The organism is Sphingomonas sp. 37zxx, assembly GCF_000786205.1.
Lineage (GTDB): Bacteria > Pseudomonadota > Alphaproteobacteria > Sphingomonadales > Sphingomonadaceae > Sphingomonas.
In genome coordinates this window covers 43,094-67,291 of record NZ_JROH01000018.1, presented here as the reverse complement: position 1 = coordinate 67,291, position 24,198 = coordinate 43,094, and the positions used below count along the sequence as shown (strand labels likewise).

General features: G+C 65.9%; 25 protein-coding genes. 10 read left to right on the top strand and 15 right to left on the bottom strand.

The features are described 5' to 3' along the window. Positions 1–111: 111 nt before the first annotated feature. Positions 112–2,253, bottom strand: coding sequence for a M3 family metallopeptidase (locus tag QU44_RS09750; RefSeq protein WP_033921880.1), 2,142 nt, complete (start codon positions 2,251–2,253; stop codon positions 112–114). Positions 2,254–2,493: 240 nt separating this feature from the next. On the opposite strand from QU44_RS09750, the gene QU44_RS09745 reads away from it, so the two are divergent. After that, positions 2,494–5,406, top strand: coding sequence for a hypothetical protein (locus tag QU44_RS09745; RefSeq protein WP_052134593.1), 2,913 nt, complete (start codon positions 2,494–2,496; stop codon positions 5,404–5,406). Between the two features lie 6 nt (positions 5,407–5,412). Here QU44_RS09745 and QU44_RS09740 read toward each other — a convergent pair whose 3' ends face one another. From QU44_RS09740 to flgB, 13 genes are all read right to left on the bottom strand, one after another. Next, positions 5,413–6,366 carry a flagellar motor protein MotB gene (locus QU44_RS09740; protein ID WP_081987957.1) on the bottom strand — a complete coding sequence of 318 codons (954 nt, stop codon included), beginning with the start codon at positions 6,364–6,366 and terminating at the stop codon, positions 5,413–5,415. Further along, positions 6,367–7,230: a flagellar motor stator protein MotA gene (gene motA, locus QU44_RS09735; protein WP_033921878.1), complete on the bottom strand. Its 864-nt coding sequence runs from the start codon at positions 7,228–7,230 to the stop codon at positions 6,367–6,369. A gap of 123 nt (positions 7,231–7,353) precedes the next feature. After that, complete coding sequence (gene flgL / locus QU44_RS09730) at positions 7,354–8,226, bottom strand: flagellar hook-associated protein FlgL (protein WP_231621690.1); 873 nt, start codon at positions 8,224–8,226, stop codon at positions 7,354–7,356. Positions 8,227–8,231: 5 nt separating this feature from the next. Next, positions 8,232–9,572, bottom strand: a complete 1,341-nt coding sequence (gene flgK / locus QU44_RS09725) for a flagellar hook-associated protein FlgK (RefSeq protein WP_033921876.1) — start codon at positions 9,570–9,572, stop codon at positions 8,232–8,234. Continuing rightward, a complete protein-coding gene (locus tag QU44_RS09720) occupies positions 9,569–9,910 on the bottom strand; it encodes a rod-binding protein (RefSeq protein ID WP_033921911.1) in 342 nt (113 codons plus the stop codon). Before QU44_RS09720 ends, flgK begins: the two co-directional genes overlap by 4 nt. An 8-nt stretch (positions 9,911–9,918) precedes the next feature. Continuing rightward, positions 9,919–11,019, bottom strand: a complete 1,101-nt coding sequence (locus tag QU44_RS09715) for a flagellar basal body P-ring protein FlgI (protein WP_033921908.1) — start codon at positions 11,017–11,019, stop codon at positions 9,919–9,921. Positions 11,020–11,033: 14 nt separating this feature from the next. Then, positions 11,034–11,687, bottom strand: a complete 654-nt coding sequence (locus QU44_RS09710; protein ID WP_033921906.1) for a flagellar basal body L-ring protein FlgH — start codon at positions 11,685–11,687, stop codon at positions 11,034–11,036. A gap of 145 nt (positions 11,688–11,832) precedes the next feature. Further along, the gene (flgG, locus tag QU44_RS09705) at positions 11,833–12,621 is read right to left on the bottom strand and encodes a flagellar basal-body rod protein FlgG (RefSeq protein WP_033921874.1); all 789 of its coding nucleotides are present in this window, start codon (positions 12,619–12,621) and stop codon (positions 11,833–11,835) included. A gap of 12 nt (positions 12,622–12,633) precedes the next feature. After that, complete coding sequence (gene flgF, locus QU44_RS09700; protein ID WP_033921873.1) at positions 12,634–13,386, bottom strand: flagellar basal-body rod protein FlgF; 753 nt, start codon at positions 13,384–13,386, stop codon at positions 12,634–12,636. Between the two features lie 12 nt (positions 13,387–13,398). After that, positions 13,399–14,667 carry a flagellar hook protein FlgE gene (locus tag QU44_RS09695; protein ID WP_033921872.1) on the bottom strand — a complete coding sequence of 423 codons (1,269 nt, stop codon included), beginning with the start codon at positions 14,665–14,667 and terminating at the stop codon, positions 13,399–13,401. Positions 14,668–14,691: 24 nt separating this feature from the next. Beyond that, complete coding sequence (locus QU44_RS09690; protein WP_033921870.1) at positions 14,692–15,378, bottom strand: flagellar hook assembly protein FlgD; 687 nt, start codon at positions 15,376–15,378, stop codon at positions 14,692–14,694. Positions 15,379–15,380: 2 nt separating this feature from the next. Next, entirely contained in the window at positions 15,381–15,794 is a 414-nt protein-coding gene (gene flgC / locus QU44_RS09685) for a flagellar basal body rod protein FlgC (protein ID WP_033921868.1), read from the bottom strand. Positions 15,795–15,796: 2 nt separating this feature from the next. Next, positions 15,797–16,150, bottom strand: coding sequence for a flagellar basal body rod protein FlgB (gene flgB, locus QU44_RS09680; RefSeq protein WP_033921867.1), 354 nt, complete (start codon positions 16,148–16,150; stop codon positions 15,797–15,799). Between the two features lie 48 nt (positions 16,151–16,198). On the opposite strand from flgB, the gene QU44_RS18225 reads away from it, so the two are divergent. The 9 genes from QU44_RS18225 (at position 16,199) to QU44_RS09640 (ending at position 22,605) form a co-directional block, all read left to right on the top strand. Next, the gene (locus QU44_RS18225; RefSeq protein ID WP_156141064.1) at positions 16,199–16,369 is read left to right on the top strand and encodes a hypothetical protein; all 171 of its coding nucleotides are present in this window, start codon (positions 16,199–16,201) and stop codon (positions 16,367–16,369) included. After that, positions 16,366–17,016: a motility protein A gene (locus QU44_RS09675; RefSeq protein WP_033921865.1), complete on the top strand. Its 651-nt coding sequence runs from the start codon at positions 16,366–16,368 to the stop codon at positions 17,014–17,016. The genes QU44_RS18225 and QU44_RS09675 overlap by 4 nt, the downstream gene beginning before the upstream one ends. Beyond that, positions 17,013–17,600, top strand: a complete 588-nt coding sequence (locus QU44_RS09670; RefSeq protein ID WP_231621687.1) for an OmpA family protein — start codon at positions 17,013–17,015, stop codon at positions 17,598–17,600. Before QU44_RS09675 ends, QU44_RS09670 begins: the two co-directional genes overlap by 4 nt. Further along, positions 17,597–18,133: a flagella basal body P-ring formation protein FlgA gene (locus QU44_RS09665; RefSeq protein WP_033921864.1), complete on the top strand. Its 537-nt coding sequence runs from the start codon at positions 17,597–17,599 to the stop codon at positions 18,131–18,133. Before QU44_RS09670 ends, QU44_RS09665 begins: the two co-directional genes overlap by 4 nt. A gap of 109 nt (positions 18,134–18,242) precedes the next feature. Beyond that, positions 18,243–18,503, top strand: coding sequence for a flagellar biosynthesis anti-sigma factor FlgM (gene flgM, locus QU44_RS09660; RefSeq protein ID WP_197054287.1), 261 nt, complete (start codon positions 18,243–18,245; stop codon positions 18,501–18,503). Then, complete coding sequence (locus QU44_RS09655) at positions 18,490–18,804, top strand: hypothetical protein (RefSeq protein WP_033921860.1); 315 nt, start codon at positions 18,490–18,492, stop codon at positions 18,802–18,804. The genes flgM and QU44_RS09655 overlap by 14 nt, the downstream gene beginning before the upstream one ends. Before the next feature lie 104 nt (positions 18,805–18,908). Beyond that, positions 18,909–19,802 carry a flagellar biosynthesis protein FlgJ gene (locus tag QU44_RS09650; protein WP_052134589.1) on the top strand — a complete coding sequence of 298 codons (894 nt, stop codon included), beginning with the start codon at positions 18,909–18,911 and terminating at the stop codon, positions 19,800–19,802. Beyond that, on the top strand, positions 19,802–21,883 hold the full coding sequence (gene flhA, locus QU44_RS09645) for a flagellar biosynthesis protein FlhA (RefSeq protein WP_052134586.1): 2,082 nt from the start codon (positions 19,802–19,804) through the stop codon (positions 21,881–21,883). Before QU44_RS09650 ends, flhA begins: the two co-directional genes overlap by 1 nt. Continuing rightward, positions 21,880–22,605 (top strand): FliA/WhiG family RNA polymerase sigma factor, encoded by a 726-nt coding sequence (locus tag QU44_RS09640; RefSeq protein ID WP_033921858.1) that lies wholly within the window; start codon positions 21,880–21,882, stop codon positions 22,603–22,605. The genes flhA and QU44_RS09640 overlap by 4 nt, the downstream gene beginning before the upstream one ends. Positions 22,606–22,915: 310 nt before the next feature. On the opposite strand, the gene QU44_RS09635 is transcribed toward QU44_RS09640, so the two are convergent. Next, complete coding sequence (locus tag QU44_RS09635; RefSeq protein WP_033921856.1) at positions 22,916–23,947, bottom strand: flagellin N-terminal helical domain-containing protein; 1,032 nt, start codon at positions 23,945–23,947, stop codon at positions 22,916–22,918. Positions 23,948–24,198 lie beyond the last annotated feature (251 nt).

Sequence of the window (24,198 nt, the reverse complement as noted above, 5' to 3'; positions counted from 1 at the left end):
CCCGTCATTCCCGCGAAGGCGGGAATCCATCGGCGCTGAGGTCGCGGCTGAGTTGCGACGCTAGCCCTTCTGGATCCCCGCCTTCGCGGGGATGACGATTGGGCGGAGGCCTTACTCCCCCGTCGGGAACCCGCGCACCTTCAGCAGCGCGTTCACATCGGGATCGCGCCCGCGAAATGCGCGATAGGCTTCGGCGCGGTCGGTTTCGTTGCCCGTCGACAGCAGCAGTTCGGCGAAGCGATCGGCGGTCGCCTTGTCCCACGGGCCGCCGGCCTCCTCGAACGCCGCCCAGGTGTCGGCGTCCATCGTCTCGGACCAGAGATAGCTGTAATAGCCCGCCGAATAAGCGTCCGACGAGAACAGGTGATTGAACTGCGGCAGGCGGTGCCGCATCACGATCTCCTTGGGCATGCCGATCTCGGCCAGCGCCGCCTTTTCGAACGCATCGGCATCGACCACGCCATCGGCGACGGTGTGCAGCTTCATATCGACGATCGCCGACGACAGATATTCGACCGTGGCAAAGCCCTGGTTAAAGGTCTGCGCCGCGATCACCTTGTCGAGCAGCGCCTGCGGCATCGGTGCCTTGGTCTGATAATGCCGGGCATATTTGTCGAGCACGTCGCGCGTCAGCAGCCAATGTTCGTTCACCTGGCTTGGATATTCGACGAAGTCGCGCGGCGTGCCGGTGAGGCCGGGATAGTTCACGTCCTGCAGCATCGAATGGATCGCATGGCCGAATTCGTGGAACAGCGTTTCGGCATCGTCGAGGCTGATCAGCACCGGCTGGCCCGGCGCTGCCGAGGCGAAATTGTTGTTGTTCGACGACAGCACATTTTGCGCCGGCGCAAGGTTGCGCTGCGAACGATAGGTGGTCGCCCACGCGCCCGACCGCTTGCCGGTACGCGCGAAATCGTCGCGATAGAACAGGCCGACTTCCTTGCCGTTCTTGTCGGTGACGTGGAACACGCGGACATTCTTTTCGAACACCGGCACCTGGCCGGTAATCTCCTTGAAGTTCAGCCCGTACAGCCGGTTGGCGGCGTAATAAGACGCATCGATGATGTTATCGAGCGCGAAATAGGGCTTCAGCTCGGCCTGATCGAGGTCGTAGCGCGCCTTGCGGACCTTTTCCTGATAGAAGCGATAGTCCCACGGCTCGATCGTGATCGGCGTGCCTTCCTTCGCCGCGATCGCCTGCATGTCGGCGACTTCCTGTTTCACCCGCGCGGTCGCGGCCGGCCAGACGCGCATCATCAGGTCCATCGCCGCCTGCGGCGTCTTGGCCATCGTGTCCTGCATCCGCCAATGCGCGTGCGTCGGGAAGCCCAGCAGCTTGGCGCGTTCGGCGCGCAGCTTGACGATCCGGGCGATCGTCGCGTTGGTGTCGGTCGCACCGCCATTGTCGCCGCGATTGACAAAGGTGCGCCACACCTTCTCCCGCAGTGCGCGATCGGTGCCGAAGGTCAGCACCGGATCGACCGCCGATCGGGTGTTGACGATCGCGAAGCCCGGCTGGCCGCGCTCCTGCGCGGCTGCCTTGGCGGTCGCCTTGACGCTGTCGGGCAGGCCGGCGAGCATCGCTTCGTCGGTCACCGTGATCGCGGTGCCTTCGTCGGCGAGCAATTTTTCGGAGAAGGTCGAAAATTCGGTCGCGAGCGCCTGGTTGATCCGCGACATCTCGGCCTTTTGCGCCGCGTTGAGCTTGGCACCCTGGCGGATGAAACTGTCATAGGTGCGCGTCACCAGCCGCTGCTGTTGCGCGTCGAGCCCGCTGGCGGTGCGCGCGTCGTAGATCGCCTGGATGCGCGCGAATAATTTGGGATCGAAGGTGATCTCGTCCCCCGCCGCCGACAGCTTGGGGCTCCATTCGCGATCGAGCGCCTGATAGGCCGGCGAATTCATGTTCGACGTCATCACCCCGAACACCGCCAGCACCCGGCCCAGCCTTTTGCCGGCATTCTGCATCGGCACGAAGGTGTTGGCGAAGGTTGGCGCGGCGCGATTGTCGGCGATGCGGCGATATTCGGCGCGGCGCTCGGCGATCGCGACTTCCATCGCCTGCGGGAACAGCGCCGGGGTCACCTTGTCCCAGGGCGGCACCCCGCCATAGGGGCCGGTCCAGTCGGCGAGCAGCGGATTGGCGGCGATGGCGGCGGCGCTGGCCGGTGCGGGCGCTGGCGCTGCGGTTTGGGCAGCCACGGTCATCGGCACGAGCGACAGCGCGGTCGCGGCAAGCAGGGTGATACGCAAAGCTGGTTCTCCGATCGGTGCATGGACGCAACATAGCGATCCCGCCCGCAACCGGAACCCCGCATGACCGGCTTACGCGCGCGATGCCCACCCCTCAAAGTCACGCTTGTCGTTGCCACCGATTTTGATGCAGGGACGCCGCCGGCAAATCACTTGCTGACAAAGTTCTGCGACAATAGCCGCTTACCCACCCCTGCATGCGTCCATTCTCGGGCGGCAACTGCGACTGGACCTGTTTCGATGATCGACCGCAACGGCGCACGCAACGCGCGCTGGCTTCTCCTGCTATCGGCTGCCACCGTCTGGCCCGCGCACGCGCAGGTCACCCCCGCACCGACCGAACAGGAAGTGGCGGGCGAGGGCGATGCGCGGGGCGTCGGCATGGCGGGCGACGGCTCGGCGGAGGCATTGTCGGAAAATGCACCCGACGACATCGTCATCACCGGCCAGGCCGAACGCGGCGCGGTGATCGGCGACGTGCCGCCCGAACAACAGCTAAGCCCCGCCGACATTCAGGCCTATGGCGTCAATTCGATCGCCGAACTGCTCACCGAATTATCGCCCCAGCTTGCCAGCGGGCGTGGACGCGGCGGCGAGGGGCCGGTGGTGCTGCTCGAAGGACGCCGGATCGGCTCGTTCCGCGAAATCGCCGAAATCCCGACCGAAGCGATCCTGCGCGTCGACATCCTGCCCGAAGAAGTCGCGCTGAAATATGGCTATAGCGCCAACCAGCGGGTGGTGAACTTCGTCCTGCGGCCCCGCTTTCGGGCGATCACCGCCGAAACCGAGATTGGCGGGCCGACCGAGGGCGGCAGCACCAATGGCGAAGTCGAACTCAGCTATTTGCGGATCAGCCCCGCTGGCCGGCTGAACGTCGGGTTGGAGGTCGAAGCGCGAAGCATGCTGCTCGAAAGCGAGCGCGATCTGTTGTCGAACCCGGCGGGCTTGCCCTTTGACCTGATCGGCAACGTCGTGGCCCGGGTGACCGAGGACGAGAACGTCGTGCCACCGGCGACAGGGACAGAGATCGACCCCGCGCTCAGCGCCGCCGCCGGTAGACGGGTCACCGTCGCCGCCGTTCCGGGATCAGCGGCCACCGGCTCGCCACTGCTCGCCGATTTCGTCGGCGGGGCCAATGTCCCCAATGTCACCGATCTTGGGCCATTCCGGTCGTTGCAGGGCGCGACCGAAGCGGTGCGCGGCAACGCCGTGCTCGCGCGCACCTTGTTCGGCAATGTCGCCGCCACCGCCACCATCGGTTTTGATTTCAACGACAATCGCTCGCTGCTCGGCCTGCCCTCGGTCGATCTGACGTTACCGGCGGACAATCCGTTTTCGCCCTTTGCCGGCGATGTCCGCGTGCTTCGCTACAGCGACGCGCTAGGCCCGCTGATGCGCGAGGCGCGGACCCGCAATGTCGAAGCGGCGTTCAGCATGAACGGCAATGTTTCCAGCTGGCGCTGGACCCTGACCGGCAATTATAATCGCCAGCAGACTGATACCGACACCGACCGCAAAGTCGATTCAAGCAGATTGCAGGCAGCGGTGGTTGCCGGCGCATCGCCGTTTGGCCCGATCGCGGCGAGCCAGCTTTCGCTGATCGCCCCCGACACCGCGCGCGCGATCAGCAATGTCGCACGGCTGGACGGCGTGTTGAACGGCAATGTGCTGGCGCTGCCCGCCGGTGATGTATCAACCACCTTCCGCATCGGCCTGCGCAGCCAGGATCAGGACGCCCGCTCGGTGCGATCGGGCGAGCCGCAGGAAACCGACATCACCCGCCGCAGCGGCAACGGCCAGCTCAATATCGACGTGCCGCTCACCAGCCGCCGCCGCGCGGTGCTCGACGCGATCGGCGATCTGTCGCTCAACGCCAATGTCGAGGTCGATCACCTTTCCGATTTCGGCACGCTCACCAGCTATGGTTACGGCCTGAACTGGTCCCCCATAACGCAGATTCGCCTGATCGCGTCGGTCACCAATGAAGAGGGCGCGCCGAGCCCGCAGCAAGTGGGCAATCCCGCGATCACCACCCCCAATGTCCGCGTGTTCGATTTCGTGCGCGGCGAGACGGTCGACGTGACCTTCCTCAGCGGCGGTAACCCGTTGCTCCGTTCGGACAGCCGCGACGTGCTGAAGCTGGGCATGAACCTGCGCCCGTTCGACGAAACCGACCTGAACATCCGCGCCGATTACACCAGCAGCACGATCGAGGATTCGATCGCCGGTTTCCCCACCGCGACCAGCGAGATCCAGGCGGCCTTCCCCGAACGCTTCACGCGCGACCCATCGGGCCGATTGCTCCAGATCGACAGCCGCCCGGTCAATTTCGCGCGCAACGAGCGTCAGGAATTTCGCTGGGGTTTCAACCTGACCTTGCCGGTGACGGGCACGGTCGAGCGCCAGGTGCAGGCGGCGCGCGATGCCGGCCAGGATCCGCGCGCGGTGCTACGCCAGGCCTATGGCCGCCCCGACCGCCCGCAGCGCCCGGCCGCAGACGGCACCGCCACCCCGCCGCCCGCCGAAGGATCGGCGGGCCAGACCGCCGCCACAGAAACACGCCCCAGCCCCCAGGGTGAACCCCCGCGCGGCGGCGAAGGACGCGGTCCGGGCGGACCCGGCGGCGGCTTCGGGGGCGGCGGCGGGCGCGGCTTTGGCGGGGCGGGTGCAGGCGGCGGCCGAATCCAGTTTTCGGCGTTCCACACCTATCGGATCAAGGAAACCATCCTGATCCGGCAAGGCGTGCCCGAACTCGACCTGCTCAATGGATCGGCGACCGGCAGCAATGGCGGGCTGGCACGCCACCAGATCGAGGTTCGCAGCGGCTTCACCAAGGATGGCCTCGGCGCCCGGCTGAACGCCAATTGGCAAAGCGGCACCCGCGTCGACGGCGCGGTGCCCAGCGACACGTTGTTCTTCGGCGATCTGGCGACGGTCGAGCTTCGGCTGTTCGCCAATCTGGGCCAGATTCCCAGCATCGTGCGCAACAATCGCTGGCTGCGCGGTTCGCGCGTCAGCTTTGCGGTGACCAATCTCTTCAACCAGCGGCTCGACGTCCGCAACGCCAGCGGCGAGGTGCCGCGGGGCTATCAGCCGGCGCTGCTCGATCCGGTGGGCCGTTCGGTACGGCTCGATTTCCGCAAGCTGTTCTGACGCGGCCTATCGCGGCGCGGGCGCGGCACTGGCAAGGCGGGTCGGCCTGCTGCCCAGTCCGCGCATTTCGCCCTTGCGGTACAACAGCGTGATCGCCACCCGGCGGTTGCGCGGATCGGTCGGGTCTTTCGCCACCATCGGTTCGCGATCGGCGACCCCCTCGATCCGCTCGAAGCGCGCATCGGGCAGGCCGCCCGCTGCCAGCCGCCGCCGAGTCGCCTCGGCCCGCCCGCTCGACAGCATCCAGTTGTTCATGTCGAGCGGGTTGCCATAGCCGAGCGAATCGGTGTGGCCGCGGATCATGATCGCGTTTTCCATCGTGCCGATCGATGCCGCGATTTCGCCGATCAACTCATCGGCCTCGGGTGCCAGCGCGGTGGTGCCCAGATCGAACATCGAATAATCGGCATTGTCGACCAGGTCGATCCGAAGTCCATCGCGCGTGTCGACAAAGCGCACTTGCTTGCCCAGCTTGGCGATGCTGCCATTGGTCTTCATCCGCTTTTCGAGCTGCTGGCGCAATTTCGAGAAATTCTGGCGGTCTTGCGCGTTCAATGCCGCCTGATCCTTCAGCGTGCCCTTTTCGCCCGACCCTACTTGCGTGCCGCCAACGGCTCCCACCGGCACCGTCATCGAACGGGTGCCGGTCTGGCCTGCGCGATTGGGGTAGTTATCCTGTTCGTTCAGCGATGAACCGCCCAGCAGCCCGTTCGACCCGGCACTGTTCTGCCTGAAGTCGATCAGCGTCGGCGCGAAATAATCCGCCAGTGCCTTGCGCTGCTTTTCGTTGGTCGCGCCCAGCAGCCACATCAGCAGGAAAAACGCCATCATCGCGGTCACGAAATCGGCATAGGCGACCTTCCACGCGCCGCCATGATGACCGCCATGGCCCTCGATATAGATTTTCCTGACGATGATCTTGGGCGGCTGGTTGGTGCCGTGGGGAGCAGGCGCCGCCATTTACCGACCCCGCAGGCCGTCGAACACCTCGGCAAAGCCGGGCTGGTTATGGTGCGCGATGCCGCTGCGCGCCGCCTCGATCACCAAAGGCTGCGGGTGGCCGTGTAGCGAGGCGATGATGATCTGCTTGATCGTGTGATAGATCGCGGCATCGGCATCGATCACCTGCTGCAGGCGCGTGGCGAGCGGCCCGACGATGCCATAGGCCAGCAACACCCCCAGAAAGGTGCCGACCAGCGCCGATCCGATCATCCCGCCCAAGATCGCCGGCGGCTTGTCGATCGACCCCATCGTCTTGACCACGCCAAGCACCGCCGCGACGATGCCGAGCGCGGGCAGCGCATCGGCCAGCCCCTGGAGCGTGGTCTGCGGTCCCTGCACTTCGTGGTGATGCGTCTTGATCGAATTATCCATCACATCCTCGACCGCATGAACGTCGAGCGTGCCCGACGACACCACCACCAGCCGCAGCGTATCGGCGATCAAATTGGTCAGTGTCGGGTCGGCCAGCAGCCGGGGATATTCGGTGAACACCGGCGAGGATTTGGGATCCTCGACATGCGGCTCGAGCGCGATCGGCCCTTCGACGCGCAGCATCTTCATCAGCTTGCTGACCAGGAAGATCGCGTCGAGATAATCCTGTTTCTTGTATTTCGGCCCCTTGACCACCTTCATGAAGCCGCCGCCCAGCGCCTTGATCTCGAGCATCGAGTTGCCGATGATCAGCGCGCCGACCGCCGCCCCCCCGATGATCAGCATTTCGTGCGGCAGCGCGTGCATCACCGGGCCGAGCGCGCCGCCGGTGATCGCGAAGCCGCCAAACACCATCGCGATCAGCACGACGAAACCAATCAAAACGAACATTGGCGCTGTTACCCCCGAAACGCTGTCGCGACCCTGTAGGGAAGAACGACCGCGCGCCCGGATGCTTGCGCCTTTGCCGGCGAAAAATTGTTGGTCGAAAGGATGATAGTGTCGTGCAGCGCCTCAGCGCAGATAGTCGAACAGGCTAAGCCCCGACAGCTTGGTGAAGCTGCCCTGCGCCGCCTGCAGCACCGTCATCGTTTTCTGCAATTCGATGATCGCCGCGCTCACATCGATATCCTCGATACCCGATCGTGTGGTTTCGCGGTCCAGCTTCACATCGGCCAGCCGCCCCATCTCTATGTCCAGCCGGAACCCGCGCGCGCCGACACTGGCGCGCGTCGCCGATACCGCGTCGAGCGCGCCGGCGATGGCCTCTCCGGCACCTTCGGGCACCTCGCCCTCGCCCAGCGCCGTCGTCATCGCGGTCAGCGCGGCGAGCGCATCGCCCAGCGCGCGATCGCCGGCTTCGCTGACCTGCACATCGCTGCCGTTGCCGATCGGAATCGCCGCCCCGCCGGTGCCCCCGGCATAGACGATCGCGCCGGTCGCATCGCGGATGAATGCTTCGTCGCCGCCGCCGCCGAAAATCGCCTGGCCGCGAATGTCGCGGGTGTTGGCAAGCGCCAGCACGTCGTCGAGAATAGCCTGCACCGATGCCCCGATCGCCTTGCGGTTTTCGGGCGACAGGGTTTCGCTGCCCGCCTGGATCGCCAGCTCGCTTGCGCGCTGCAACTGCTCCTCGATCGCGCCCAGCGTGGTATCGGTCTGGCTCAACACGCTTTGCGCCAGGGCGATATTGGCCTTGGCCCCGACATCGTCGGCGCCGGCCTGTTTCAATCCGGCAAGATAGCGATAGGCCGGCGCATCGTCCGATGGCGCGGTCAGCCGCTTGCCGCTGGCGATCTGCCCCTCCAGCGTCACCGCGGCGGCGCTCAGCGCCCCCATCTGGGTGGTCGATCGGGCATAGAATTGGTTGGTCGAGACTCGAATCATCGCATTCACCGAATATCTAGGATCGACTGGATCGTTTCGCGTGCCACCTGAATCACTCGGCTCGATGCCTGATAGGCTTGCTGGAACCGCATCAGGTTCACCGCTTCCTCGTCCAGATTGACGCCTGCCAGCGAATCGCGCGACGCGGTCGCGGCCTGGTGGATCGCGTTCTGCGCCTGCGCCACCGACCGGCGACCGCTGATCGCCGCGCCATTGCCGACGACCATGTCGGTCAGCGCGGCTTCGATGCCGCTGCCGGTCCGCAGATCGGCCAGCGCCTGCAGGTTGCCATTGTCGCGCGAACCGCCGCCGACGGCAGCGGCGGCGATGCCGCGCGGATCATCGAGCACCAAGTTCACCGTCGCCGCGCTATCCCCGGCAAACATCGCCGCGCCGGGATTGCCCGCCAGGTCATGCCCCCCCGCCTGCACCGCATTGACGCCTTCGACGAACTGCGCTGCCATCGCATCGAGCGAATCCCGCGCGCCGGCGATCCGCTGTCCGCCTTCGATAATGCCCGCCAGCGCCCCGCCATATACCGGCGCGGTGCTTTGCTCGCCGCCGCGATGCACCGCGATCGATCCGGCACCATCGGCATTGGTGACAAAGGTGACGCTGCCCGCATTGTCGCCCGACACCAGCACCGGCCCTGCCGCGCCGCCGATCCGCAAGGTCGCGCGCCCGGCGGCGTCGAACGTCGCGTCGACATCGACCAGCGTGCTCATCTGCTCCAGCAGCCGGTCGCGCTCGTCGAGCAGGCTGGCCTGGCCGGCACTGCCGTCACCGACCCGCCCCAGGCCGGCATTCACCGTCGCCAGCGCCTTGCCCAGCCCGTTCAGGTCGCGCACGACTTCATCGGCTTGTCCGGCAATATCGGCCGCGGCAGCCTCGAGCGCGCTGCCGGTGGCGCGAAATGCCGAGGCGAGCCCGGCGGCCTGTTCCAGCATCACCGCGCGCGGCGCACTGGCCGACGGGTCCGCCGCGACATTCTGGGCAGCGTTGAAAAATGCCGCCAGCCGCTCGTCGAGCTTCGGGCCGGTCAGCGCGCCTTCGATCCGCTCTAGCCAGACCAGCCCGGTTTGCGTCCTGGCGAGATCACTGCCCGCGCTGCGCACCTCGGCGTCGCGAAAGGCATCGCCGGCGCGATCGACGCCCGATACCCGCACCCCCTGCCCCGCCAGCGCCAGCCCGTTCAACAAGCTGCTGGGCGCGCTGACTTCGTTCAACGCCGCCGTCCGCCGCGCATAGCCGGCGGTGCCGACATTGGCGATATTCTCCGACGTGGTGGTCAGCGCATTTTGATAGGCCCGCACCCCGCTGGCGGCGATCGACAGCATGTCGCTCATGCGGTCAGGCCATTCGCTGGCGCAGGCGGCGTACCGGCCCCGGCTTCACCCGCCGCTGCCGATTTCGCCAGGAAATCGGTCATCGCCTTGCCGATGCCGAGCGGTGCATGCGCTGCCATCGCCTTGGCGGTCTGCTGGTCCTGCATGTCGCGAAACTGGTCGAGCGCCTTGGATTCGAACAGCGAGTCGGACAATCGCGCCGATCGCATCGATTTCAGCATCATGCCGACGAACAGGCTCTCGAACTGCGCGCCTGCCTTGTCCAGATTGTCGCTGGTGGCCAGCCGGGCGGTGTCGGTCGACACCGTCGGCTGGTTGACGCCCGGAAGCTGAACCACAGGGATCGTCACAGGATGATCAGCTCGGCCTTGAGCGCGCCGGCTTCCTTCAATGCCTCCAGGATCGCGACCAGATCGGCCGGCGATGCGCCGATCGCGTTCACCGCCTTCACCACATCGGCAAGCTTGGGTCCGGGCTCGATCAGGAACATCGGCTTTACTTCCTCCTCGATTCCGATCGCGCTTTGCTGCTCGACCGCAGTCTGCCCCTGGCTAAAGGGTGCCGGCTGCACCACGCGCTGTGCCTCATCAATACGCACCGTTAGTTTACCGTGCGTTACCGCCGCCGGACTGACCCGCACCGCCGAATTGATCACCACAGTGCCGGTGCGCGCATTGACGATCACCCGCGCCGCAGCTTCGGCCGATTCGACGCTGAGGTTCTCGATCTCGCTCATCAGCATCGTGCGGACATCGGCCCCCGGCGGTGCCGTCACCGATACCGACACCGCATCGACCGCGCGCGCGCGCATCGTGCCGAAGCGACTGTTGATGACCGCCGCCACCCGCTGCGCGGTGGTGAAATCGGCGCGCGCCAGGTTGAAGGTCAGCGTCGGCGTCGTGGCAAAGCCGGTTTCGACCGCACGCTCGACCGTCGCGCCATCGGGGATCCGCCCGGTCGAGGGGACGTTGACGACGATCTTCGACCCATCGGCACCCTCGGCCCCCAGCCCGCTCACCGCCAGATTGCCCTGCGCCATCGCATAGATTTGCCCGTCGGCCCCCAGCAGCGGGGTGAGGATCAGCGATCCGCCGCGCAGGCTCTTGGCACGCCCCATCGACGACACGGTGATGTCGATCCGCTGGCCGGGCTTGGCAAAGGCTGGCAGTTCGGCGGTGATCATCACCACCGCGGTGTTCTTCAGGCTGGGATTGATCCCCGGCGGCAATTGAAATCCAAAGCGCGCGGTGACGCCCTTCATCGACTGGACGGTATATTCCAGATTGTCGTCGCCGCTGCCGGGCAGCCCGACGACGATGCCATAGCCGGTCAACTGGTTCGATCGGATACCCTGGAAACGGCCAATGTCCTTGACCCGCTCGGACGCAAGAGCGGGCTGCGCGGCCATCAGGGCCAGCAACAGGGCGGTGGCAAAGGCGCGAAGCATCGAACGCATCCTCATCAAAACGGGCTGATCGTCTGGAAGAAGCGGCTGAGCCACCCCTGGCGGCTGGCGCGGGCGACGTCGCCCTTGCCGGTATAGCTGATCCGCGCATCGGCGACGCGGGTCGATGGCACGCGGTTATTGGCATCGACATCGATCGTGCGGACGATGCCCTTGATCTGGACGAACTCGTCGCCGCGATTGAGCGTCAGCCGCTTTTGCCCCTGCACCAGCATCGTGCCGTTGGGATAGACTTCGGCCACCGTGACGCTGACTTCGCCGGTCAGCGCGTTCGCCTGATCGGCAGCGCCGACGCCCTGGAACCCGCGACTGCCACTTGCCTGTGCATCGGTCGGGCGGAACAGCGACAGCGGCCCGGTCGAGGGACCGACCAGGCCAAGGCTGCCCTTGCTGTCGAGGTTCGACGCCGCCGATTTCGACGCTGCCGTCCGCTCGACCAGCACGATCGTCAGCGGATCGCCCCGCCGGCGCGCACGCTGCCCTTCATACAGCGCGGCATAGCCATCGGCGGGCTGGAAAATCGAACCATTGGCCGGTTCGGCCACCGCGAGTGGCTCGGGCAACGTCGCGGTGAAGTCCTCGGGCGGTGCTTTCTGGCCAAACAGCTGCGCGTTGGCAGGCGATGCACCGATGCCGGCGATCGCGAGCATGGCAGCGCCGATCGCAAAGCGCACTCCCCTCCCGCCTGCGGGAGGGGCTGGGGGAGGGCATGTCGCCAGACCGCGACGAGTGCAGGAAATGCCCTCCCCTAGCCCCTCCCGCAAGCGGAAGGGGGACCGCGGTGCCGCCTGCATCTCAGAGGTTCTGATTGACATATTGCAGCATCTCGTCGGTGGCGCTGATCATCTTGGAATTGACCTCATAGGCGCGCTGGGTCTCGATCATGTCGACCAGCTCCTCGACCACGTTGACGTTCGATCCCTCGAGCATCCCCTGGCGGATCTGGCCGCGCCCATCCAATCCGGCGACGCCCAGATTGGCGACCCCGCTGGCGGCGGTTTCGATCAGGTAATTGTCGCCCGTCGCCTGCAACCCGGCCGAATTGGGAAAACCGGCGACCTGCAACTGGCCGATCTGGCTCGCCTCGGTCTGGCCCTGGATCGTTGCGCTGACGATGCCGTCGGCACCGATGGTCACCGACGTCGCCCCTTCGGGAATCGTGATGCCCGGCATCACCTGATAGCCTTCGCTGGTCACCAGCAAACCTTCGGGCGAGCGCGCGAAATTGCCCGCGCGGGTATAGCCAAGCTGGCCGCCCGGCAGCGTGATCTGGAAAAACCCGTCGCCGTCGAGCGCCACGTCGAGCGAATTGCCCGTCGTCTGCAACGATCCTTGCGTGTTGATCCGCGCGGTGCCCTGCACCCGCACGCCGGTGCCCACCGCCAGCCCGGTGGCGTAATTGGTTTCCGCCGTGCTCGCCGAGCCGGCGGCGGTCACCACCTGATAGGCAAGCGTTTCGAACGCCGCGCGATCGCGCTTGAACCCGGTGGTGTTGACGTTGGCCAGGTTGTTCGAAATCACCCGCATCCGCGTATCCTGGGCGTCGAGCCCGGTCCGCGCGATATGCATTGCCGCACTGCCCATGATATTGCTCCCTTAACCCTGAATTCGCATCAACGATGCGCTCGATTCGTCCATTTTCTTGGCCTCCTTCAACAGGTTGGCCTGCACTTCATAGGATCGCTGCAGCTCGATCATGTCGACCAGCGCCTCGGTCAGATTGACGTTCGACTGTTCGAGCGATCCGCCCACCACCTTGGCTTCCATGTCTTGCGGCAGCACGCCGCCGCCTTTGACATGCAGCAGATTGTCCAGGCCTTTCACCGTTTGAGACCCCTGGGTGCTCACCAGCTTCAGCCGGTCGATCACCTGCGGCGCGCTGCCGGGTTCGGCCCCGCGCGGGGTGATCGACACCGAACCATCGTCGGCGATCATGATCCGGTCGTGCGGCGGCACCGTGATCGGCGTGCCGCCCGCGCCCAGCACCGGAAAGCCGTCGCCCGTCTCAAGCAGCCCCGACGGCGCGACATTCAGGTCGCCGCGCCGGGTATAAGCCTCGCTGCCGTCGGTGGCCTGCACCCCGATCCAGGCATCGGTGGTCACCGCCACGTCGAGCGGTCGTCCGGTCGAAATGATCGTGCCCGCCCGCCGATCGGCGTCGGTGACTTCCTCGGCAGAGGGCTGGCGCGAATCGAACCCGCCATCGCCCTTCAGCATCAGCCGCTCGAACGTCACCCGGTCCTGGCGATAGCCGATGGTCGACGCATTCGCGATATTGTTCGCGATCGATGCTTGCGCCGACATCTGGCTCTTGAGCCCCGACATCGCGGTGTAGACCAGACGATCCATCGGCTAGCGACCTCAGCTACGGATATTGACGATGGTCTGCGAAATCTGGCTCGATGTATCGAGCGCCTTCGCATTCGCCTGGAAATTGCGCTGTGCCGCGATCAGCGCGACCAGTTCTTCGGTGATGTCGACATTCGATCCTTCGATGATGCCCGACATCAGCCCGCCCAGGCCGTTTTGATTGGCCTCGCCCAGCACCAGATCGCCCGCCATGCCGGTCGTGGCCCAGGTGCCGTTGCCAAGCTGGCGCAAGCCCGATGGGTTCGCGAAATTGGCGATGGCCACTTTGCCCAGCGCCTTGTTGTCACCGTTCGAGAAGGTGGCGAACACCATGCCCTCGGCATCGACCGCGACCGATTCGAGCTGGCCGATCGCCGCGCCGTCCTGGCTGCGGCTTTCCACCACGAACGGCGCGGCGGTCAGCTTGGTGCCGGCTCCGAAACCAAGCGCGATCTGCTGTTCCGACGTGCCGCCCGATGGGGTGAAGGCATCGAACATCGTCGGCGCGGTCGGCGTCGTCAGCGCGCCGGCACTGTCGAACGTCAGCGTCACCGCATCGGCACCGCCGGCGGTCAGCAATTGATCCCCGACAAAGCTGTAGACCGCCCATTCGGACGTCGGGTCGGCGACCGTCGGCGCGGTCTGGCGCACCATATAGCTGGTCATCGTCAGCGGCGCGCCATTGCCGTCATACACCGTCGTCTGGGTCGACTGGTTGTAGCTTGCCGGGTTGAAGCGATCGAAAGTCGTAACCGATGGGATGTTCGCCCCCGAATTGAGGTTCACGGTCAGCGCCACATTGCCCGTCGGCGTCGGGGTGCCGCTGGTCTGCGGCAGGCGCAGGCTGATCAGGCTGTCGATCCCGGCGGCCACCACCGCGCCCGATCCGTCGACCGGATAGACCTGAAGCTTGCTGCCGTTCGAATCGACGACGTAGCGTTCGCGGTCGATCAACATGCCGCCGTTACGGGTGAAGTTCACCTTCGACCCATCGGCATCGGGCTTCACCGCGAAGAAACCGTCACCCGAAATCGCCAGGTCGAGCGTCGATCCGGTCTGCACCAGCGTACCCTGGCCGAATTGCTGGCGGATCGCCTTGGTGACGACGCCCGATCCCACCACGCTGGTCGGGTTCGCCGACACGCTCGAGGCAATGACATCGGCGAATTCGGTACGGCTTTTCTTGAAACCGTCGGTCGCGACGTTCGCCAGATTGTGCGAAATCGTCGACATTTCCTTTTGGCTGGCCTGCAGCCCGCTCAGCGATGTGTAAAAGGACATGGAAATTGCTCCTGTGCTTGGATTTCAGCCGATCGAACGGATGGCGGAGGATTTGACCTGGCCGATGCCCGGCAGCGAGAGGACCGGCTCGCCATCGACCAGGCTGACCGAGCTGACCGGTGCCCAGACCAGCGTTTTGGTGCTCACGATCGTGTCGCCGTTGCGCGCGGTGGGGACGATGGTGAACGGCCCGTCCCCGGCGGCAGCACCGGTTTCGGTCTTGCCGTCCCAGTCGAAGGTGACCGTGCCCGCTTTTTGCGCACCCAGGTCTAGCGTGCGAAGCGTGGTGCCATCGGCGGCCTTGATCGAAACCGACAATTCGCTGGTGTCGCCTGCCAGCTCGATCCCGCCCTGCAATCCGCCGGTGGTGCGGGCATAGGCGACATTCCCCTCGGCCAGCACGGTGCGGCCCACCAGCGCGGCGGCCTCGGTCATCCCCGATGCGCCCAGCTTGTCGGCAATCGACTGCAACGTCGACGACATTTCGGTGATCCCCGCCAGCGACGAGAATTGCGCCATCTGCGCGACCATCGCGGTGTTATCGACCGGCTCGAACGGGTCCTGATTCTTGAGCTGCGCGGTCATCAGCGTCAGGAAATCATTCTGGTCGAGCGTCTGCTGCTCGGCGCGCGTGGTCAGTTTCGGCTCGGTCGCGCCGCCGCTGCGCTTGATGCCCAGACCGGCGAGCGTTGCGTCAAAGCTGCTGGCCATGATCAGCGCCCCAGCCGCAGTGTTTCGGTGATCAGCGACTTGGCGGTCTGCATCACCTCGACATTGTTCTGGTACGTGCGCGCCGCCTCCATCATGTCGACCAGCTCGCGCGTTTCCTGGACCGCGCTTTCATAGACATTGCCCTGCGCATCGGCGAGCGGATTGCCCGGATCATAGCGCTTGATCGGCTCCTCACCGGCGGTGACGACGCTTTCGACATCGACCGTCGCCAGGTTCGACGCGGTGTCGAAATGGGTGCGGAACACCGGCTTCATCGTGCGATACGCCGCCTCGGGCGTGGTCGCGACCGCGCCGGCATTGGCAAGGTTCGATGCGGTGGTGTTCATCCGCACCAACTGCGCCGACATCGCGCGCCCGCTGACTTGAAAGATGTTCATCGGATTGGAACCGGTCATGCTCATTCGCCCTTCAGCGCGCGGGTGATGGTGGAGATGCGCCCGTTCAGGAACGCCAGCGTCGTCTGATAGGCGACGGCGTTTTCGGCAAAGGCGGTCTGCTCGGTCGAAAGCTCGACGGTGTTGCCATCCATCGAAGGCTGACTGGGCACGCGATATTTGGTCGCCGCGCCGATCGCCCGCTCGGTCGATCCGCCGGGCATCGCAATGCCTTTCAGTGCCGCCTGGAAATCAATGTCCTTGGCCTTGAACCCGGGGGTCGAGGCGTTGGCGATGTTCGACGCCAGAATGCCCATGCGCTGCGACCGCACCGACAATGCCCGTCCGTGTACGCCGAAGAGCCCTTCATTCGCCATCTGCCGGTTCCTTGTCCCAGGTCATGCGGACGGATAGCAGCAAGGGGCGTGCCAGTTTTTGCATCAACCCCCCGTGCCGAGCCGGTCGAGGCCAAGGCGGGCAAAGCGCAGCGCGAAGGGTGCTCCAGCAACCGGCAAAGCCTTGCCGCCCCCGGCAACACGCTGCCCGCACCGGCAAACGCCGATTTCGGCACGGTCCTTGCTGTACCCGGCGCATGACCGACGCCCTCACCCCCTTCCTCGACCCGCTCGCCGCCGGCATCGTCGTCGGCGGGACGCTGGCCGCCTGCATCCTGCGCTTTTCGCTCGCCAATCTGGCGCGCGCGGTCGCCGCGCTGCGGGCATTGCCGCGCGCCGAACATGACGCCGCGCCAGAGCTGGCGCAGGTCGCCGCGCTTGGCCGGATCGCGCGCAAACACGGGGTGATGGCGCTCGATCGTTCGGTGATCGACGATCCCGATGTCGCGATGGCGATCGCCCGCATCGTCGATGGTGCCGGCCCCGATGACGTCGCCGCCGCGATCGTCTACGCCCGCGAAGCGCGGATCGAACGACACCTGACCGCAGCGCAAGTCTGGGCGAGCATCGCCGAAGCCGCGCCCGCCTGTGGCCTGGTCGGCACGCTGATCGGGCTGGTGCAGATGTTCAGCGCGATGCAGGATCCGGCAACGATCGGCCAGGCGATGGCGGTGGCGCTGCTGGCGACGCTTTATGGCGCGCTGATCGCCAATCTGGTCGCCGCGCCGATTGCCGGACGGCTGCGCCGGCTCGCACGCGCCGAGGCCTTTCAGCGCGCGCGCCTCGAAGCGCCGCTGGTGGCGCTGGCGACCCGCGAAATGCCCCGCCATCGGGAAATAGCCGCGTGAGTAGCGGCACCGCCCGGTTCGATGCGATGACGGCGGATCGCCCGCTGTGGCTGATTACCCTGGCGGATCTGTCGCTGTTGCTGGTCGGGTTTTTCGTCCTGCTACAAACCGACATGATCGATCGCCAGGCACTGGCCACCGCGATCCGTGCGGGGTTTGACGCGCCCGATGCAATGCCGGCACCGATTGCGCTCGACCGCGCGGTCGTGCGCGGATTTGCCGTCGGGCAGGCCGCGCTGCCCGCCACGATCGCCCCCGCGCTTCGCTGGGCCGCCAGCGCCGCGCGCGATCCGCGTACCCGCCTGCTGGTGACCGGCCATGTCGATGGATCGCGCGCCGATCGTGATCCCTTGGCCGACAATGCCGCCTTGCTGGCCAGCGATCGCGCGCGCGCGGTGGCGGCGGCATTGGTGCGCGCCGGTGTCGTCGGCCGCGACCGTATCATGATCTCGACCGATCCTGCCGCCAGCGGTCGCCAGGTAACGCTGGCGGTCGGCTTTGCCGGCAACGCAGACGCCGACCGGCAAAATAATGCCGCCCGGCAACCCATGCTTGCCGCCCCTTCGAACCGGAGCCAGCAATGATCCGCCTGCTTATCCCCGCGCTGCTGATCGCAGCACCAGCCACAGCGCAGCAGCGCAGCTTCCAAAGCACCGCGCTGCTCGACAAGGCGGTCGAACAATTCACCGGCACCGCGACCGGCAGCAAAGGCGGCGCGGTGGCGGCGATCGACCAGCGGCTGAAGCTTGCGCCCTGTGCCTTGCCGCAATTCGAATGGCGAAGCCCCGCGCGCGACGCCGTCGTCATCCGCTGCATGGCCCCCGTCTGGCGCATCTTCGTGCCCGTGCTCGCCGAGCCAAAGGCCGTCGCCCCGATCGCCGCCACCGCGCGCGCCGCGGTCGCCCCCGCGCCCAAGCCCGAGATCATCGTCAAACGCGGCGATCCGGTGATGGTCGAGGCCGGCTCCCCCGGTTTTTCGATCACCCGCGACGGCATCGCGATGGGCGATGCTTCGGCGGGCAGCCGGCTGATGGTGAAGGTCGATCCCAAAAAGCCGCCGATCCAGGCGGTAGCGGTCGAGGCGGGCCGAGTGACGCTCCCCGGCTGGGCGGAATAATTTTTTCTAAAGCTTTTCGCGAAGGCGTCGTTACTTCCCATGTCGGCTGCAATCAGGATGTGCGGACATGGTGGACTCAATCGGCCCAAAGCCAATCGCAACGAACGACGTGCAGCGCATCGCTGCGGTCGGCGCGGCGGCGCGCGCCAACGATGTACAGACCGGCCCCGACCCCAAACCGGCGGACGCCCAGGCGGGATCGCTGTCGGCAACGATCAGCGACCTTGCGAGCAAGCCGCCGATCGACGCCGAACGGATCGCCCGCATCCGCCGCGCGGTGAAGGACGGCACCTTCCCGATTTCACCTGCCACGATCGCCGACCGCATGCTGGCCCTGAAGCTGAACTGGAAGCCCAATGACCCGGCATGACGCATTGGTGCAGGTGATCGAATGCCTGCACGCCGAAATCACCGCGCTCAAGGCGAACGACACCGCCGGCCTCGAACGCGCAACCGCCGAGAAGCTCGCCGCGATCGAAGCGGTGGCGTGCCGCCAGGACGAGGCGATGACGCCCGAGCTTCGCGCACTGGCCGAAGAAGCGCATCGGCTGAACGAAGCCGCGCGAATCTATGTCAATCTGATGGCGGCAAATGTCCGCCGGCAATTGCAGGTTCTTGCCGGCAATGGCACCGCGCCCTATCGCGCAGCGCCGACGCTTGCCTATGGCTAAAGCGCGCGGAAACCGGCGCGGCTTGGGCTAACACGCACCCTTGCTTCACCTTCTGGCACGCTCTTTGCTGATCACCCCCGTAAACCGGGGGCATCACCAGACCAATGCGCGCACCACCTGCCGTTCCTACCGTCACCGCAGCAACCGGCACGCATGGCGCGATCGCCAAGGCGAGTGCCAAGACCGGCGTTGATTTCAACTATCTGCTGGGTCAGGCGCAGGTCGAAAGCGGCATGCGGACCAACGCCCGCGCCCGCACCTCCAGCGCGACCGGCCTGTATCAGTTCATCGAACAAAGCTGGCTGGGCGTGGTCAAGCGCCACGGTGCCGAACACGGCATGGGCTGGGCGGCAAACAGCATCGAGCAGACCGCCGGCGGCCGCTATGTCGTCAGCGACACCGCGACTCGAAGTGCCATCCTGTCGCTGCGAACCGACGCCAACGCCGCATCGCTGATGGCCGCCGAACACGCATCGGATAACAAGGCGGCGATCGAGGGCAGCCTTGGCCGCGAAGCCAATGGCACCGACCTGTACATGGCGCATTTCCTGGGGCTGGGCGGCGCCAAGAAGTTCCTCGCCGCAATGGAGGCAGTGCCCGATCGCGGCGCGGCGGCCATGTTCCCGGCGGCGGCGCGCGCGAACCGCTCGATCTTCTATGCGCCCGATGGCAGCCAACGCTCGCTCGGCGACATTTATCAGCGGTTCGCGGGCAAGCTCGATCGCGGCGCGCAGGTGGCGGGCGCGACCGGCACCGCATCGGGCAATTTCTTCGCGGATGCACAAGCGCCCGCCTTTCCCGCCCCCTTTGCCGGCATCGACGTGATCCTGGGCAATGAGGCAAGTGGCGGCGACGATCGCTGGCTGCAGACGACGATGGCCAATCTTAACGTCGTGCGCGCCGCCGACCGCGCCGATCCGGCCCGCGCGGCAACGCTGCGACCCACCCCCGAAACCGCGCGGCTCGCCTATCTGATGCTCGCGAATCTGGGGGCATGATGAACGCAAGCATGTTCTCGGCGGCCAATCTCGGCTCGCTCACCCGATCGACCGCGCTGCCCGGCGCGATCCTGCTGCTCGTCGTGCTGATGGTGGTGCCGATCCCGGCCTTCCTGCTCGATGTGTTCTTCATCCTCAACATCATGATCAGCCTTGCGGTGCTGATGGTCGCGCTCAACGCGCAAAAGCCGCTCGATTTCTCGGCCTTCCCCACGGTGCTGCTGTTCGCCACGCTGTTCCGCCTCGGCCTCAACGTCGCCTCGACCCGCGTGGTGCTGGTGCACGGGCATGAGGGCGAGGCAGCGGCTGGCCATGTGATCGAGGCGTTCGGCAGCTTCCTGATCGGCGGCGATTATGTCGTCGGGCTGTTGGTGTTTTCGATCCTGCTGATCATCAACATGATCGTCGTGACCAAGGGCGCTGGCCGCGTCTCCGAGGTATCGGCGCGCTTCACCCTAGATGCCCTGCCCGGCAAGCAGATGGCGATCGACGCCGATCTGAACGCCGGGCTGATCACCCCCGACGAAGCCCGTGCGCGCCGGATCGAAGTGTCGACCGAGGCCGATTTCTATGGCGCGATGGATGGTTCGTCGAAATTCGTGAAGGGCGATGCGGTCGCGGGGCTGTTGATCCTGGCGATCAACATCGTCGGCGGGCTGATCCTGGGCATGGTCAGCCATAATATGGCGGTGGGCGAAGCGGCGCAGACCTATATCCTGCTGGCGATCGGCGACGCGCTGGTGGCGCAGGTGCCAGCACTGATGCTGTCGATCGCCGCCGCCGCGATCGTCACCCGCGTTAAATCGAGCCAGGATCTGTCGGGCCAGATCGGCGCGCAGTTCGCGTCACACCGCACCTGGACCCCGGTGGCGGGCATCCTGGGGCTGCTCGCCTTCCTGCCCGGCATGCCGACGCTGCTGATCCTCGCTGCCGCCGGCGCTGCGGGCTATGGCGCGTATCGCCTGCGCGCGATCGCCAACCGCCCGCCGCCAGCCGAACCGCTGCCGCCGCCCGCCGACCTGTCGCGCATCGGCTGGGACGAAGTGACCGAGAATATGCAGGTGATGCTCGACATCGGCTATGGGCTGGTGCCGCTGGTCGACGAGCGCAAGGGCGCGCCGTTGATGAGCCGGATCACCGGGGTGCGCCGCCAGCTTTCCAAGGATCTGGGCTTCGTCGTGCCGCAAGTGCGCGTGCGCGACGACATCAACCTTGCGCCCTTCACCTATCGCATCGTCATCGGCGGCGTGATCGTCGGCGAAGACAGCGTGTCGCCCGACGAGATGCTGGCGCTCAACACCGGCCAGGGCTTTGGCCGACTGACCGGCAAGGCGGCGAAAGACCCCACCTTCGGCCTCGACGCCACCTGGATCGCGCCGGGCGACGCCGATGCCGCCACCGGTGCCGGCTATCTGGTGGTCGATCCGGGCACGGTGATGGCGACGCACCTCAACCATCTGCTGTTGCAGAACGCCACCGACCTGCTGGGGCCGGATGAAGTGCAGTCGTTGCTCGACGGGCTGAAGGACAAGGCCGGCGCATTGGTCGCCGCGCTGTGCCCCGCGCCGTTGCCGCTCACCACGCTGACGCAGATCCTGCGCGGGCTGCTGGCGGAAAACATCCCGCTCAAGGAATTCCGCCGAATCGCCGCCGCCATCGCGGTCGCGGCGCAGCGCACACACGACGCCGACGAGCTGATCGAGGCGATCCGCCCCGAGCTGGGCGCGCTCATCATCCAGAAACTATGCGGCGTGCGCGAACCGCTGCGCGTCATGACGCTGGAGGGTCATTTGGAAGCATTGCTTGGCCAGGCGGTCCGCTCGGACCCGTCGCGCCGCCACACGATCGAACCCGATCTTGGCCGCCGTATCGTCGATGCACTGCAACAGGCGGCGCAACCGTTGCTGAACGAGGCAAAGCCGTTTGCATTGGTGGTCCAGCCCTCGATCCGGATCGCGGTTCGCAAACTGGTGAAGACCTGCCTGCCCGACACCCCGGTAATGAGCTTCTTTGAAGTGCCCGAGGACAAATCGGTCGAAGTCGTCGCGGTGATCGGCGCCCCCGAGGCGCTGGCGGCATGAAGCTGATGGCGCAACCATTGGTCTATACCCCCACCACCCCCGCGCGCGATGTCGAGGCGCTGGTGCGCGAACATCTGCCGCTGGTGCGGCGGCTTGCCTGGCATGTTCATGGCAGCATGTCGGCGCTGGTCGAGGTCGAGGATCTGATCCAGGTCGGCATGGTCGCATTGGTCGAGGCGGCGAACAGCTTCGAGGATCGCGGCGCGGTCACCTTCCGCCAATATGCCATCACTCGCCTGCGCGGCAGCATGATCGACGAACTGCGCCGCCAGGCAACGCTGACGCGCGGGGCGATGAAGCGCCGCCGCGCCTATACCGATGCGCTGGCCGCGCTAACGCACGAGCTTGGCCACCGCCCCGACGATCTGCTGATCGCGCAGCGGCTGGGCGTGAGCGTGGAAAAGCTTCGCCTCGAATATTCCGCCGCCGAACCGCTTCGGTTCGATTCGATCGACGATGTGTATACCGACGAGGGGCCGTGGTTCATGGACGATGGCCCCGACGCTTTCGCGCAACTGGCCGAAGGCGATCTGCGCGCGGCGCTGGTGGCGGCGATCGCCGCGCTGCCGGTGCGCGAGGCGCAGGTGGTGCAGCTTTATTATGTCGAGGAACTCAACCTCGAAGAGATCGGCCAGGTAATGGGCGTCGGCGCGGCGCGCATCTGCCAGATCAAGGCCAGCGCCCATGCGCGGCTGAAGAAGGCGCTGGCGAACGCGGTCTGAACCGCGACGATTTTACGCTGGACCACCCTTTTTTCGTCATTCCCGCGCAGGCGGGAATCCAGAACCACCGCACTGGCATATGGGTTCCCGCCTTCGCGGGAATGACGACAAGCAAGGCGTCCTAACACGCTAGATTTTCGCGTCCCCCCCCCCCTGGCCCGACCGGGAACATCCCAAAACATGAAAAACCCCGGTGACGGCGGAACCGTCACCGGGGTTTCGCGCGCACGCTCCGCTGGGAGGTAGAGCGGCTGCCCCGACACTGCCTTAACTGGGGGGTGGCAGTGCCGGGGTTTCCTGATGCAATCGCTTACCGCAGCAGCGACAGGACGCCTTCCTGGCTCTGATTGGCCTGCGCCAGCATCGCGGTCGACGCCTGGCTCAGGATCTGCGCCTTGGCGAGCGCGGTCGTTTCGGCCGAGAAATCGGCGTCTTCGATTCGGCTGCGTGCGTCGGTCAGGTTGGTCATGTTGGTGGTCAGCGTGTTGACCACCGATTCGAGCCGGCTCTGGCCTGCGCCGAGCGATGCGCGAGTCTCGTTGACTGCCTGCAACGCGGTATCGAGCGTTTCCAGCGCGGCCTGGGCGCTCGCGGCATCGCTGACGTCCACACCGCCGGTAACGACCGTCGCGCTGCTTTCGGGAACATAAAAGGTGTCGCCGACTGCCAGTGTCTTTTCGGTGCCGATGTCGGCGGTGGTGACGGCTGCACCTTCCATCTCTGCGGCATAGGCAACATCTTCGGCGGTGACCCGGCGGGTCGTGCCGATCAATGCGTCGCCAGCGACCAGCGCGGTCGAAAGACCCGCAGCTGCCGAAGCTGATGCCTCGGTGCCGCTGACCGTGACCAGGTTCAGTGCGCTGATGCTCAGCGTGATCTGGTCGTTTCTGCCGGCACCGACCTGGATTTCGATGTTGTTGTCGGCGGTCGCGCTGAACAGTTCGACGCCGTTGAATTCCGATGCCGAAATGTTGATCAGCTGCTTCTTCAGCTCGTTGACTTCGATCTGCATATTGTCGCGATCGCCGTCCTGATAGGTGCCAGATGCCGACTGGACTGCCAGCTCGCGTACCCGCTGCAGAATGTTCGATGCTTCGTTCAGCGCACCGTCGGCGGTCTGGGCCAGCGCCATGCCGTCATTGGCGTTGCGCACCGCCTGGTTCATGCCGCGGATCTGCGAGGTCATCGACGTTGCGATGGCGAGGCCGGCGGCGTCGTCCTTGGCCGAGTTGATTCGCTTGCCGGTCGACAGGCGCTCCATGCTCGCGGTCAGCGAGGTATTGGCAGTCCGCGAGGCATTGGCGGCGCGCAGGGCGCCGATATTGGTTCCGATAACCGTCATGTCCGTGTCTCCATTTCCCGTACCGCCCACCTATCCCCCCACAAGCGGGAGCCGAGCAGTCACAGCAAGAAACGGCTGCCGATGGCCGGGCTTAAGGGAAAAAAATGCCCCGCACTTGCCGATCGGCCTTCTACGCGCGCGCGTGTAGTTGCTCGCGCGGCCACACGGGCAAAAGAAGCGGAAAAATCTTGCCGCGGCGGCAATATTTTACGCGGCGTTAACCAGCGTGTGTGTACGTATGATTCTCAGAA